Origin of the sequence: Actinocorallia aurantiaca (genome assembly GCF_039533685.1) — a bacterium.
Lineage (GTDB): Bacteria > Actinomycetota > Actinomycetes > Streptosporangiales > Streptosporangiaceae > Actinocorallia > Actinocorallia aurantiaca.
Window position 1 is genome coordinate 4,674 of sequence record NZ_BAAATZ010000036.1, and the last position, 13,016, is coordinate 17,689.

General features: G+C 70.6%; 15 protein-coding genes. All 15 read right to left on the reverse strand.

What is annotated here, in order from left to right; genetic code table 11:
- Positions 1–150: 150 nt before the first annotated feature.
- Positions 151–417 carry a hypothetical protein gene (locus ABD327_RS34750; RefSeq protein WP_344247964.1) on the reverse strand — a complete coding sequence of 89 codons (267 nt, stop codon included), beginning with the start codon at positions 415–417 and terminating at the stop codon, positions 151–153.
- Between the two features lie 30 nt (positions 418–447).
- Entirely contained in the window at positions 448–672 is a 225-nt protein-coding gene (locus ABD327_RS34755; protein WP_344247962.1) for a hypothetical protein, read from the reverse strand.
- A 225-nt stretch (positions 673–897) separates the two neighbouring features.
- A complete protein-coding gene (locus ABD327_RS34760) occupies positions 898–1,677 on the reverse strand; it encodes a peptidoglycan recognition protein family protein (protein WP_344247960.1) in 780 nt (259 codons plus the stop codon).
- On the reverse strand, positions 1,674–1,934 hold the full coding sequence (locus ABD327_RS34765; RefSeq protein ID WP_344247958.1) for a hypothetical protein: 261 nt from the start codon (positions 1,932–1,934) through the stop codon (positions 1,674–1,676). The genes ABD327_RS34760 and ABD327_RS34765 overlap by 4 nt, the downstream gene beginning before the upstream one ends.
- A 6-nt stretch (positions 1,935–1,940) precedes the next feature.
- Positions 1,941–2,183: a hypothetical protein gene (locus ABD327_RS34770; RefSeq protein ID WP_344247956.1), complete on the reverse strand. Its 243-nt coding sequence runs from the start codon at positions 2,181–2,183 to the stop codon at positions 1,941–1,943.
- A 31-nt stretch (positions 2,184–2,214) separates the two neighbouring features.
- Positions 2,215–2,709: a hypothetical protein gene (locus ABD327_RS34775; protein ID WP_344457417.1), complete on the reverse strand. Its 495-nt coding sequence runs from the start codon at positions 2,707–2,709 to the stop codon at positions 2,215–2,217.
- Between the two features lie 9 nt (positions 2,710–2,718).
- Entirely contained in the window at positions 2,719–6,462 is a 3,744-nt protein-coding gene (locus ABD327_RS34780) for a carbohydrate binding domain-containing protein (RefSeq protein ID WP_344247952.1), read from the reverse strand.
- Positions 6,462–9,254: a phage tail tape measure protein gene (locus ABD327_RS34785; RefSeq protein ID WP_344457419.1), complete on the reverse strand. Its 2,793-nt coding sequence runs from the start codon at positions 9,252–9,254 to the stop codon at positions 6,462–6,464. Before ABD327_RS34785 ends, ABD327_RS34780 begins: the two co-directional genes overlap by 1 nt.
- A 152-nt stretch (positions 9,255–9,406) precedes the next feature.
- Positions 9,407–9,817 (reverse strand): hypothetical protein, encoded by a 411-nt coding sequence (locus tag ABD327_RS34790; protein ID WP_344248191.1) that lies wholly within the window; start codon positions 9,815–9,817, stop codon positions 9,407–9,409.
- Positions 9,818–9,838: 21 nt separating this feature from the next.
- Positions 9,839–10,345 (reverse strand): hypothetical protein, encoded by a 507-nt coding sequence (locus tag ABD327_RS34795; protein ID WP_344457421.1) that lies wholly within the window; start codon positions 10,343–10,345, stop codon positions 9,839–9,841.
- Positions 10,345–10,755, reverse strand: coding sequence for a phage tail protein (locus ABD327_RS34800; RefSeq protein ID WP_344457423.1), 411 nt, complete (start codon positions 10,753–10,755; stop codon positions 10,345–10,347). The genes ABD327_RS34795 and ABD327_RS34800 overlap by 1 nt, the downstream gene beginning before the upstream one ends.
- 12 nt (positions 10,756–10,767) lie before the next feature.
- The gene (locus ABD327_RS34805; RefSeq protein ID WP_344248234.1) at positions 10,768–11,499 is read right to left on the reverse strand and encodes a hypothetical protein; all 732 of its coding nucleotides are present in this window, start codon (positions 11,497–11,499) and stop codon (positions 10,768–10,770) included.
- Positions 11,496–11,939: a hypothetical protein gene (locus tag ABD327_RS34810; RefSeq protein ID WP_344457426.1), complete on the reverse strand. Its 444-nt coding sequence runs from the start codon at positions 11,937–11,939 to the stop codon at positions 11,496–11,498. The genes ABD327_RS34805 and ABD327_RS34810 overlap by 4 nt, the downstream gene beginning before the upstream one ends.
- A gap of 4 nt (positions 11,940–11,943) precedes the next feature.
- Positions 11,944–12,540: a head-tail connector protein gene (locus tag ABD327_RS34815; RefSeq protein ID WP_344248281.1), complete on the reverse strand. Its 597-nt coding sequence runs from the start codon at positions 12,538–12,540 to the stop codon at positions 11,944–11,946.
- Positions 12,540–13,016, reverse strand: a 477-nt coding sequence (locus ABD327_RS34820; RefSeq protein ID WP_344457428.1) for an NAD-dependent epimerase/dehydratase family protein, incomplete at its 5' end; no start/stop codon positions are given. The genes ABD327_RS34820 and ABD327_RS34815, both read right to left, overlap by 1 nt.

Sequence of the window (13,016 nt, forward strand, 5' to 3'; positions counted from 1 at the left end):
GCTCGTGCGGACTCGATCATCGTGGCGCGGGGATCGCCACCGAGTCCGCCTGTGGAAGGGCACCGAAGCGCCCGTAGGAAGAACGGGATCAGAGTACGGGATCACGGAGTCCCGGGACAGAGGATCTGCGAGATCCCGGGATCCCGTGGTTCAGCGCAGGGTGAGGGGCTGGTCGTCCCGGTACTCGGGGGTGCCCCGGGTCAGGCCCAGGGCGATGAGGATGCGGCCCAGGGCGGGCCAGCGCAGCTCGATGAAGCGGGCCAGCGCGTAGTAGACGGCCAGGACCAGGCCGACGGCCGCGACGCTGACGGCCACCGAGGTGTCGGAGTCCAGCACGATGTCGAAGCGCGCGGCCAGCCAGACGAGCGCGGCCGAGACCCACACGGGGATGTAGGTGCGGATGAGGGAGTCGAGCATGGGGGTTCTCCTTGGGGTGGGGGGGGGTGGTCAGTCGACGGGGGTGAAGTCGACGAAGTACTCCCGGCCGGGCACGAAGGTGACGGCGGGGTTGTCGACCGCGATGGTCAGGTTGGCGGTCGGCGTGTACTTGGTGAACTGCTGGTCCTCGGGGATGCCCGCCTTGTCGGCGGATGCGTTGAACTTGTAGTTGCGGGCCCTGCCATCGCCGAAGTCCTCGACGGAGTAGCAGGTGAGCTTGGCGCGGACGGCCATGGAAGAGCCTCCAGGAGTAGGCCACCGGACCAGACCGGTATCCGGGGCGGGGCGAGGGTGGAGTTGAGGTGGTCGAGCGCGGCGGCCAGGAGCTGCAGCTGCTCATCTGGTGTCGGGATGATCGGGGCCTCGGGGGAAGTCGAAAAAACGGAACCTGGCGGTCGGGCCGCAGGTCAGGGGCGGTGTAGGAAAAGGGGGTAATAAAATCACCCTTTTTTGCACACTTCAGGTGATGGGCTCTTCCCAGGTCGCCGCCCAGGTCTTCTTGCCGACCATCCCGTCGACGGCCAGGTGCTTCTCCTTCTGGAAGGCCTTGGCCACGGCTTCGGACTTGGGGCCGAAGTGGGCGTCGACGGCGATGTTCCAGCCGCGCTGCCTCATGCGGTGCTGCCAGGTGGCCACGGCCTTGCCGCGGCTGTTGCGCACCAGCGGGCGGCCGGGGTAGCGCGGGGCCTTGGCCGCATCGGTGCTCGGTGCAGGTTCGCCGGCCGATGCGCCGGGGCGGGGAGCGCCGTCCTGCACCCAGGCGTAGAGCTTGGGGCCGGGGCAGTCGGTGGCGTAGCCGTCGCGGTGGCCCTTGACCTCCTTGCCCGCGCCGCCCTTGGCGCGCACGTGGTCGATGGCGTCGCGGATGCCGTGCAGCATGTCCTCGCTCGGCTGCGTGAGGCCCTTGTTGCCGACCAGGCCCAGGATCGCGTAGTGGCCGGTGTTCAGGCCTTCGCCGTTGGCGGCCGGGAGGCGGTGCAGGCCGCGCCCTTCGTAGACGTAGCGGTGCGGGCAGCAGATGAACGAGTACCCGATGTCGTTCCAGCCGTTGGCGTCCATGTGGTTGTTCTGGATCTGGCGGACCAGGGCGGCGCACCGGTCGTGGTCGTCGGCCAGCGCCGGATCCACGTAGCTGCCGGTGTAGTGGACCTTCACGCCCCGGGTGGACGTCAGGTAGGACGCGCTCTGGCGGGCCTTGCGGGCGCCCCACTGGGTGCGGGTGATGAGGGTAAGGGTCACTTGGTCTCCTTGGGGCAGCCGAACGCATCGGCCAGGCGGGCGGCCTCGGCCTGGGTGGAGGAGCCGCGGGGGGTGGAGGGCGGCGGGGACGGGCTGGCCTGGATCGCGAGCATCGCGCACCAGCGCCGGTCTGAGCGCTGCTGCTGGTGGCTGGTGTAGACCACGGACCCGATCATGACCAGGATCGCGGTGAGGACGACGATCCCGATGGAGTACCAGGCGCGCAGCGCGCCGGTGACGGTCAGGAACCCGGCCATCTCACATCACCCCGGTGGCGGCAAGGGCGAAGAGGATTGCGGCGGTGGCGAGGGTGGCTGCGAGGACTGCCCAGCGGTACCAGACGTCGCCAGCCAGTGCGCGGCCAGGACTCCGGGCGTCACCAGCAGTCCGGCGAAGATCAGCAGCACGCCGGTGTCGGGTTTGGGCTGCAGCGCCTGGTGCACCAGGCCCCAGCCACCGATCAGAAAAGATGCCAGGTCTCGCAGCACGGTGAGCGCCGGGGACATTCGATTCCACAAAATCTCCTCAATTCCGCGGTCAAGGGCCGAGGTAGTCGACGGTGAAGCTGGGTCCGTCGTTGACGGTCGGGTCGGTGTCCAGCGGCCCGCCGGAGGTCTGGAAGACCCAGACGTTGACGTAGTCGCCGGCCGCGACCCGCAGGACGCGGGCGAAGTGCAGGACGCAGTCGGTGGCGGCGTTGATGTGCTCGGATCCGCCGTTGGACTTGATCGCGGCGTCGTTGATGGAGAAGGTCCCGCTTCGCCGGCCGTTGGCGTTGTCGGCCCACGGGATGGACGTGGACAGCAGGTAGCGGCCGGTGTAGGGCACATACAGCCGGTCGGGGTTGACGGCGTTGTCGTGGCCGCCGCCGGTGTCCTCGTCCTCGCTCGTCCAGGCCAGGGGCGTCATGGTCGAGTTGGGGATGGTCTGGTTGGTGAAGCGGCGCAGCGTGGCCGACATGTGCACCGGCTCCATGTCCATCAGCCGCTGTCCGGTGATCCGCATCCCTGCGGCCCATTGGGGAAATGGCACTGCGTGCTCCTAGTAGGTGACGACGGCCGGGTGCAGCAGCCGCAGGTCGGTGCCGGCCGCGTGCGGCTTGGTGATGCCGTTGACCGCGCGGGTGACGGTCAGCAGCTGGGGGCTGGTGCGGTCGGCCACGCCGGTGACGGTCATGACCTCGCCGCCGACCATGACGTCGTAGCCGAACTCCTGGGCGGCGTCGACGGGCACGGCCAGGCGCACGTCATCGGCCCACAAGACGTCGGCCGGGGGCGGGTAGTCGCCGACGGTGGGGGCCAGGATCGCCAGCTGGGCGCCCGCGGGCGCGGTGACCTCGCCCATGGCGCGGGCCCACACGTTCGCGGTGGCCGCCACCGCCAGGGTGGAGGTGCCCAGGTAGGCGCCGCGCACGGTGTGCCAGTTGACGTTGTAGGCCAGCTGGCGGGTGGTGGCGCAGCGCAGCCACGCGCTGGCCAGGTAGGCGCGGCCGCCCTGCACCGGGGTGGGCACGGACTGGATCGCCGGGTACTGGGTGACGCCGTCGGGGGTCAGCCGCGCGGAGTAGGCGCCGATGCGGGCGATGTTGTTGACCCGCACCAGGGTCCCGCCGACGCCCGTCCACCCGTTCAGGAAATCGTCGTAGCCCGGGTTGTGGTTGAGGACGACGTCCAGGGCGCGGCCGTCGGTGGTCGACAGCCGCACGTCGTCGACCGTCATCCGGTCGGTGGCGGCCGGGTAGTCGGGGTTGGTCGGCGACATCTGGGCGAAGGACGCACCGGCCGGTGCGGTGACCAGGCCGGTGGCGTACGTCCACTGCCCGCCGGTCACCGGCACGCCGATGGAGGAGGTGTCCAGGTAGCCGCCGGCGGAGTTGTACCAGTTGACGTTCAGCGCCAGCGGCCGCGTGGTGGTGCACCGCATCCATGCTGATGCGCGGTAGAGGCCGTCGCCCTGGACGGGGGTGAGCTGGTACTGCAGCGCCGGGTACTGGGTGGCCCCGTCGGGGGTGAGCTGCAGCGACCAGGCGCCATCGACGTACAGGCTGTTGATGCGGGCCATGGTGCCGCCGGCGGCGGCCCATCCGGCGGTGCCGCCCTCGAAGCTGTTGTTGGCGATGAGGTTGGCGTCCCCCGACGCCCAGGTGGGGCCGGTGGGGGTGTAGGCCCAGATCTGGGTCGCCTCGGCGTCGACGGGCTGGGCCAGGGCGCAGCCGTCGGTGTCCACGCGGCCATAGACGTCGTCATCGACCACCGCGCCGTCCCACAGGCGGGCCGGGGTGGCGTTGAACTCGATGTCCCAGTCCCACTCGCCGATCGTCTCGCTGTAGCCCTGCAGGATGACGTCGATGTCGGCGGGGTCCAGGCCGTCGATGAGGTCGCCGACCTGGGCGCGGTCCCCGACGTCGACCATGGCGACAAGGGGGACCAGGTCGGCCTTGGCGCGCAGGTCCAGGCGCAGGACCGGGTACCGGGCGTCGTCCCAGGTGCCCTGGTGGGCTCGCCATCCGGCGGCGTCGGCCAGGTCGGCATCGGTGGCGACGTTGACGGTGATGCCTTCGTCGTAGACGCCCAGCCCTTGGGGCGGGGGCTGTATCGACAGCGGGCCGGTCTCCACGATGCGGCGGACCGAGGAACCGCCGGGCCGGGAGGCGGTGACGTCGTTGCGCACGTGCGCGTCGTCGTCGGTCGGCTCCAGATCCGGCGACAGGTGGCCGTAGGCCAGGCGCATCGCCACCGGTTGGGAGATGAGCGTGGCGTGGTCGCGGAAATAAATGCCCAGCACGTCGCGGGGCTCGTGCTGGATACCGCCATCGGCCTCGGCCGCCTCGGCCAGCAGCTCCAGGAACTTCTGGGGACTCTGGGCGCCCACGCCCGGGGCGGTGGCCGCTGAGTCGCCCGTCCACACCGGGACGCCGGACTCGTGGCACAGGCGGGTGATGCGCGCCTTGGCCGTCTCCCCGGCGTAGCCGATCCCGGCCTGGTAGAGGCGGGCGGCCTCATCGTCCATCTGCGCCAGGGACCACCCGAAGGGGATGGTCTGCACCGACAGGTCGGAGACGATCCCGTCGGCGCCGCCGTCCATCATGTGGGCATTGAAGGTGTCGTACCAGGTGGGGATCGTGCCCACGCGCACCTGGTAGACGGGGCTGCCGTGGTCGGTGAACGCCATGGCGAAGTAGCGCACCCCGTCCAGCCAGCCGCGGAAGGTGCGGTTGCCGCCGTTGACGTAGGAGCACAGGGTGACCATGTGCGGGCCGGTGCCGCGCAGGTCGTAGTTGAACATCGGCCAGCCGCCGCCGCCCGCGTCGTTGGGCGTGCGCAGGAACTCGATGCCCAGGTTCCCGGGGTCGACGCCGACGTCGGTCTGGGCGGTGCCGGCCACCCAGATCAGGGTGCGGGTGTAGACGGCCGAGGGGGTGAGGAGCTGCACGCCGATCCCGTCGGTGCACTCGGCGGGCACGTCGATCCAGAAGTTCGTCATGCAGATTCCGCCGGCGCCCTCCACGGTGCCGGTCAGCACCCCGGGGGCGTCCCCGGTCCCGACCCCGGTTCCGGCGCCGCCCAGCGCGCCGCCCTCCTGGCCGAAGGCGATGGATCCGGTGGCGGTCATGGGGCGGCCGTGGGGCAGCGCGGACCCGGCCTGGGTGGCCTCCGAGCCGTCGTTCAGCGGCCAGTAGGCCGACACGGTGGCGGGTGAGGTGACGTCCAGGAGGGCGCGGTGGGTGGCCGGGCGCAGCGGGGAGGCGCCCTGGTTCAGGCGGCGCATCACCCCGGCGGCGTTGACGGGCACCGTGCGGTCGGCGCCGGTGACGTCCCAGCGCGGCGGCCACTCGGAGACCTCGCCGCAAAAGCGCGGCCGCCGATCGTGCAGGACGGCGCCCTGCAGCGTCCAGGCCCGGCCCACCGCATCGCTCCAGGCGGTGGCGTCGACGGCGACAGTGGCGGCGTCCAGGTCGGCGACCAACGTGCCGCCGATGCCGTTGCGGACCTCGCAGTGGTAGATCTCCCCCTGGCAGGGGCGGGCGTCGAACCCCACGACGGCGCTGCCCACCCACAGCGGCGCGCTGGAGGCGTAGATGGACGTCACCCCGCCCCGGACGACGGGCGCGCCCAGCTGCGTCCACGGCCCGCCGACGGACGGCGCGGTGTAGAAGGTGACCGTATGGCCGCCGCCGCCGTTGTCGACGTCCAGGGTGGCGCGCACGGCCAGCCGTCCGGAGGCCGGCACCACGATGGGGGCGGTGGATTCGACCTCGGCCTGGTTGACGTCGGTGCCGTCGGTCGACCACTCGAAGTGCAGCAGCGAGTTGCGGACCTGCAGCGCCCAAGAGCGCTGGTTCCCGGCGCCGGTCGATTTGCCGCACAGCTCCACGCTGTTGCCCACCCCGCGGGTGTGCCAGTTCATCAGGCAGGCGTCGAAGCGCACGTCGATGTCGCCGGTGACGTCCAGGGCGGCGGCGTCGGGGGTGGTGGCGCCGATGCTGCCGGGCAGCTGGGGGCCGATGACGATGCGCGGCTCATCGGCCAGCACCGACACCCGGATGGGGGTGTTGCGACCGATCAGCCCGTAATAGGGGCTCAAGGGGTTGCGGGCGGAGTACTTGCCGCCGGTGTTGTCGAACACCAGGGAGCACTTGGCGTGATCGACCTTGCCGGCCTCATCGGCGCGGCCGCGGCTGATGCCGATTCGGTCGCCCAGCCGCACGTCCTGGGTGATGTCGGTCCACACACCGCCCAGCTGCAGCTCCACCCGCACGCCCAGCTCGGTCTGGGGCCAGGCCATCATGCGCCCCTCTCGCCGAACGCCAGCTGCACGTTGCCGCCGCCGTCCACGCGGACGATCTTGCGCAACAGGCGCTTGACCTCCGCGGGCGCGTTCGCCAGGTCCACCACGATGCGCGTGGGTCCGCCCTGCCCGCCGCCGCGTCCGGCCGCGGCGATCACGGGCGCGGCCGGGCGCACCTGGGGGACCTTCACGGCCGTGGTGACCGCATCGGAGGCCCACTGGCCCAGGCCCACCTCCATGGCGGGGCTGGTGCGCTTGACGCCTTCCAGCAGGCCGGGCGGGATCCACTGGCCCACCTCGGCCATCAGCCCCGACGGGCTCTTGATCTTCAGGGCTTTGCGGATGGCCTTCTCCAGGGCCTTGGCGATGCGCAGCATCGCGGCCTCCACCTTCTTCTGCTGCTTCTCCAGGCCCTTGACCAGACCTTCGGCGGCCTTGATCCCGGCGGCGTACATCGCATCCCCGGCGGTGGTCCCGGCGCGCTGGGCCGCGGACTCCAGGGCGGCCTGCTGGGAGTTGATGGCGCGGATGTCGGCGGCGCTGGCCGAGGCCAGGGTCGCCACCGTCGCGCCGGCGCCTTCCACGCCCTTTTGCGCCAGGGAGGACAGGAGGTCCTTGTCCAGGCCCTTCTTGCGCAGCCGTTCCAGGTCGTCGGCGAACTTGCGCGCGGCTTGGGCATCGGCCGTGAGCTTGCCCAGGATCCCGCTGACGGTGGGGTTCTCGCCGTCCTTGACACCGGAGGTCAGGTCGGCGGCCGAGACGATCCCGTCCTTGATGGACTTGATCAGGTCGGCACGGGCCGAGCGCAGGTTCTTCAGCTTGTCGGTGGCCTTCTCCAGCTGCTTGGCGAAATACGTCTGCTGCCCGGCCAGGATCTTCAGCATCGCGGTGTCGCCCTTGATGCGGTCGATCAGCGCGTTCTTGCGCCGCCCCTTCTTCATGCCGTCTTGGACCATGTCCAGGAGCTTGCGGCCGGCGGTGGTGATCTGGGACTTGGAGCCGGTCAGCCCGTCCACCATGCTGCGCGCCACCCAGCGCGCCTGGGCCTTGGACACCTCGATGACCCGGTCGGTGCCCGACATGACGCCCTGGGCCAGGCCGATGGCGGCCCAGCGACCCAGTGCCGCGGTCACCTTGGAGGGCGAGTCGATCCCCAGGGCCTTGGCGATGGGGCCGGGGATGACGGCCTTGGCGAAGCCGATCAGCTTGTCCTTGATCCAGGAGGCCATGGATTTGATGCCGTTCCACAGGCCGGACACGATGTCCTTGCCCTTGTTCCACAGGAGCTTCCCGGCGCCGGAGAAGAACCGGCCGATCCGCCCCGGTAGCGCCTTGACCCAGGAGAGGATCTTGCCGAACCAGGTCGAGATGGCGTTCCAGACCGCCGACGCCCCGCTACCAATCTTGGAAAAAGCGCCCTTCATCCAGGGCCACAGCGTGTTGGCGAACCACTTCCCCACCGCCTTGACCACGCCCCAGATGGCTTGCCAGGCGGCGGTGACGACCTTGCGGAAGGTCTCGTTCTTCTTCCACAGGAGCACGATCCCGGCCACCAGCGCGATGACCGCGATGATGATCAGCCCGATGGGGTTGGCCGACAGGGCGGCGTTGTAGGCCCACTGGGCGGCGGTGGCCACCACCTGGATCGTCGTCCACGCGGCTTGGGCGATGCGCACCGCGACCATCGCGGCGGCCACCACGCCCAGGCCGATGGCCAGCGGCTGCACGATGTTCTGGTTCTGCATCGCCCACTGCACGATCCCGCCGCCGACCTCGGCGAGTTTGGCGGTGGCGGTGCGCTTGAACTTCTCCAGCGCCGCGGCCGGGTTGTCGTGCAGGGTCTTGGCCATCTTGTCGGCCGCGCCCGAGACGTTGCCCAACGCCTTGACGGCGCTGGAGGGGTCCAGCTTGAACAGGGCCTGGCCGAGGTCCTCGGCCTTGGTCCCGAACAGCTGCACGGCGATCTGGGACTGCTTCAAGGGGTCCTTGACCGCGCGCAGCCGGTCCAGGACGGTGTCCAGGCCCTGCTTGGCGGCCGGGCCGCCCTTGGCGATCTGGGCGGCCATCTTGTTCGCCGACAGGCCGAGCGCCTCATACCCGGCCACGCTGGTCTTGGACCCGTCGACGGCCCGGATCGAGAACTCCTTGAGGGCGTCGGCGACGGTGTCGGCGTCGCGGGCGCCGGCCTTCAACCCCTGGGAGAGCAGCCCGGTGGCGGTCGCCCCGTCCAACCCGAACTTTCGGAACTGGGTGCCATATTCGGTGAAGGTGTCCAGGAGGTCGTCGGCCTTGTTCGCCCCGGACTGGAACCCCTTGGTCAGGATGTCCAGCGCCTCATCGGCGTTGCGGGCCAGCCCGGTCTTGAGCAGCTGCCCGACCGCCGCCGTGGTCCCGCCCAGGTCCTGGTCGAAAGTCTGCGACAGGGCGAGGACCTTCTGGGTGACGCCCTGCATCCCGCCGGCGGACTTGGAGACATCGCCGATGTTCTGCACCACGCCCTTGATCGCCAGGTTCACGGTGTCGAACGAGTCGCCCCACCCGGCCTCGAAGGTCTTGGCGGCGACCTTGGACAGCTCGGCCGCCTTGGCGGGCCCGGCCCCCAGCTGGGCGGCGAGCTTGTCCGAGGCGGCCCCCATGTTCAGCGACTGGGTGATGCCATATCCCAGGGCGGCGGCCACGCCGGTGCCGATCGCCGCCGAGGCGTCGGCGAAGCGCGTCTTCATCGACTCTAGGGCGGCCGTCGCCTTGTCCTTGGCGATCAGGTTGAACACCAGCGACGTCTCGGCCACGGGTCACCCTCTCCTCATCTCGGCCTCGGCCTCATCCATCTGCTTGCTGTACTGCTCGATCCACCCCAGGAGCAGGTCGGTCTCCTGGACGGTGGCGTGCTTCCACTCCCAGGGCCGCACGCCCAGGAGGTGGGCGGCGTTGCCCAGCTGGCTCAGCCGCCGCTGCTCGCGGGCGCTTTTGGGGCCTCGTCCTCGTCGTCCAGGGCCTTCTCGTCGGCCTCGGCGTCCAGCTGCTCCAGGAAGGCGTCCAGCTCGGCCCCGTCGAACTGCTCGTGCGCCTTGGCGCGCATCTCGTCGTACTCGGCCCGCGTGAACCGGAAATCGGTCTGCTCCATGGAGATCTGGACGTCCTCGAACGTCAGCCGCGGGTGCTCGCGCTTGAGCAGCACCCACAGCAGCGCCCGCCGGCACCGCATGTTGAAGCGGGCCTTCTGGACGAACTCGCCGAAGTCCAGGCCGGTCTTGCGCTCGATCGCCTCGGCCTCGGGGCTCAGCAGCTTCTCGGGCTCGAACTTCCACTTCTGCCACTCGCTTGAGCCCTCGGGCTTGTACACGAAATACATCAGGGGTCCTCTTCTTCTCGGTCAGGTGGATCGGGTGCGGGAGGCCAGACGGGCGGCCATGGCCTCCATCGCCTCGTGCACCGCACGGATGTAGGCGGCCTTGTCGGCGTGCATCGGGTCGTCGAACCAGCCGGGCTTGCCCTTCTGCTCGCGCCACTCGTCCCGGCCGAAGGTCCGCGTGCGCCAGGTGGCCTTCTGCGTCCGCTTCGGAGCGTTGGGGAACCGGCGCAGCGTGGGGGTTTTGAAGGCCTTCACGCGGGCGCCGGTCCACCGGCCGCCCAGCTTCACCTCGGGCCGGATCTTGGCCGCGATGGTGGGGCGCAGGGCGGGGGAGGCGCGGCCGCTGCCGTCGGCGGGCATCGCGCGGATCCCCGACTTGGCCGCGGCCGCGGCCGGCTTGAGTGCCTCGCGCAGGTTCTTGGCCAGTTCCTTGCGCAGGTCCTTGCCGTCTTCTTCGGCGCGGATCGCGCGCACCAGGGAGTCCAGGCCGTCGGTGGAGACGGTGACGTCGACGGGCGGGTCGGCCATCAGCTGGTGGCGCGCTCGATCTTGCCGCTGGTGGGCAGCGAGATGGAGGCCGCCGCGTCGTCGCCGACGCTGCCCTGGATCGGCTTCCACTCCTTGATCAGCACGGATCCCGAGTAGCTCGGGTTGTTGACGCCGGCGGCGGCCTGCGTGGGCCGCACGGAGAAGGCGACGACGCTGCCGAGCAGCGCCCACATGTCGGCGTCCAGCGAGCCGGTGTCGTAGTCGTTCTTGAACTCCACTGCCAGCGTGCCGCTGCGCAGGCCGCCCAGCAGTTCCTTCCACCCGTCGCTGCCGAACGTGGTGACGTCCTTTTCCTCCACTTCCGCCGACAGCTCGATCTTGTTGGTCCAGTCCGAGACGTCCTGGCCGTTGAGATCCAGGTAGGCGGCGGTGAGCACCATCTTGGGCATAGGGGGACTCCTTTATGCGATGCCGAGGGAGGCGACGAACAGGAACGAAGGGGTGGTGCCGGTGATCGACCACGACAGCCGCCACCAGGTGTCGGTGATGGGGGTGCCATCGGTGCGCAGCGCCTGGCCGCTGGCGGCGGTGGCGGCGTCGAACGTCAGCCGCGTCGTCGCCGAGCCGAAGGTGTCGGAGTCGTCGGACTCCACCGCGACGCTCAGGGACGGGGTGGTGCCGGCGGCCGACAGGACGTGCAGGCACGCATACAGCCGCTGCCCTTCGGCCAGCGCGCCCAGCTGCACGCCGGTGCCGGTGCCGGTGGCGGTGCGGGCGATGCCCGGCGGGTGGGCGATCACACCGCGCGGCATCGCCCACGTGCTGGAGGCCTTGGACGACCACGGCAGGATCTCCCCGACCGCGTCCCCCAGCTTGTACTCGCTGCGGAGCATCTGCGTCAGGTAGGCCACGTCTCCCACCGCGGCGCCGCCGACGGGCACCACCGTCCACGGGCTGATGCGGCCCAGGTCGGCCCAGGAGGACGGGTCCAGGCCGCCGTCCCCGGCCTCCCACAGGCCCTCGCCGGTCAGCGCCGAGGAGTGCAGGCCGCCGCGGACCTCCTTCCACCCGCCGGACCCGTAGGTGGTGGAGTCCTTTTCCTCCACCTCCCCGGCCAGCTCGATCTTGTTGCTGGTGCCGGTCAGGTCCAGGCCCGCCGCGAAGGTGCGCACGTTGGTCAGGACGGTCTTCATTTCTCACTCCCGAAGACGCGGATGATCAGCTCGCCGCCGACGTACTGGACGCCGGCGTGCTCGTACAGGCGGTTGCCCTGCATCCGCTCCACGCGGAAGTCATCGGCCAGGCCGCCCAGCGCGTACTCCCCGGGCTCCCCGCGCGCTGCCTCCAGCGCGCACTTCAGCGAGGACGGGCCGCCGCGGCGCAGCAGCAGGTCCAGCACCTCCTGGGCCGAGCGCTCATCCCCGCGGGCGATGAGGATGCGGGCGGTGAACTCCACCACGTCCAGGCCGCCGAAGGTCTTGTCGTAGTCCTGGGTGTACTCGGCGATGAAGAAGTGCGGGCTGGTGACCTGGTCGGGCAGCCACGCGGTGCAGGTCAGCGACCCCTTGCCCGTGGGCAGTGACACCGTCTTGGCGGCCGCGGCGAGGCCTTCGCGGATCCCCCAGATGTCCATCGGCTCACCCCAACCCGGGCAGCACGTAGGGGCGCAGCAGCGCGGCGACGTCGGGGTCGACGCGCGAGACCCGCACGATTCCCCACTCCGCGCTACCGGTGATCCCGTCGGGGGAGTCCTTGCGCTTGAACAGGCGCGAGGCCTGGCGCAGGGTCGCGACCCGAACGGGTGCGGGGACGGCCGGCCACCCCCACCGGGCCGTCACCCGCACCCGCTGCCCGCCGCCGCACGGCCACGCCCCGCGCAGCAGCGAGGTAATCGGCTGCTCGTCGTCCAGTGCGTTGAGCGGCTCGGTCTCCACACTGTCGGTCACATCCGTCCAGGAGGAGCCGGTGCCGATCTCCACCACCAGGCCATCGAGGGAACCGATGTCGTTGATGAGCAGGTGCGTGCCGTCGCCGTCGCTCACCACGTTGCGCAGCGGCGAGAAGCGCCGGGCCGCGGCGATGCCGTCCAGCCAGAAGCGGCGCCCGCACGCCCGGTCGACGTACCGGCTCGCGGCCTCCAGCGCCTCGGTCAGCAGCTCATCGCGGTCGATGTCGGTGATGGAGTACTCGGCCTTGAGGTCGCCGATGTCGGCGTACACCGCTTCGGGGGGCATCACAGCGCCCCCCACTGCACGCGGGTGACGGCTTCTTCGAGTTCGACGCGCGGGGTGTAGATCTCCCGTAGCCGCACCGAGGACCCCACCCGGTAGGCCACGCCCGTGGGCGCCTCGGCCAGAAAGGAGAAGGTCGGGGAGTAGCCGGCGGCCGCGCAGATCGTGGTGGCCAGCTCCATCATCGAGGTGCCGCGGCCCGTGCACAGGTTCACCGGCCGCCGCTCATCGGCCACCACCACCGCCAGGGCGCCGGCCACCAGGTCGGAGATGTGGATCCAGTCGCGGACCTGCTGGCCGTCCCCCCAGATGACGAAGGGGTCATCGCGGCGGTGCGCACGGCCCACGAACGCCCCGAACGGCCATTCGGGGCCCTGGTCGGCGCCGTACCCGGAGAACGGGCGCACCACGTGGACGGCCAGGCCCCCGGCGGCCAGCTCCGAGAGGAGGCGGTGCACCTCGGCCTTGGTGCCGACGTC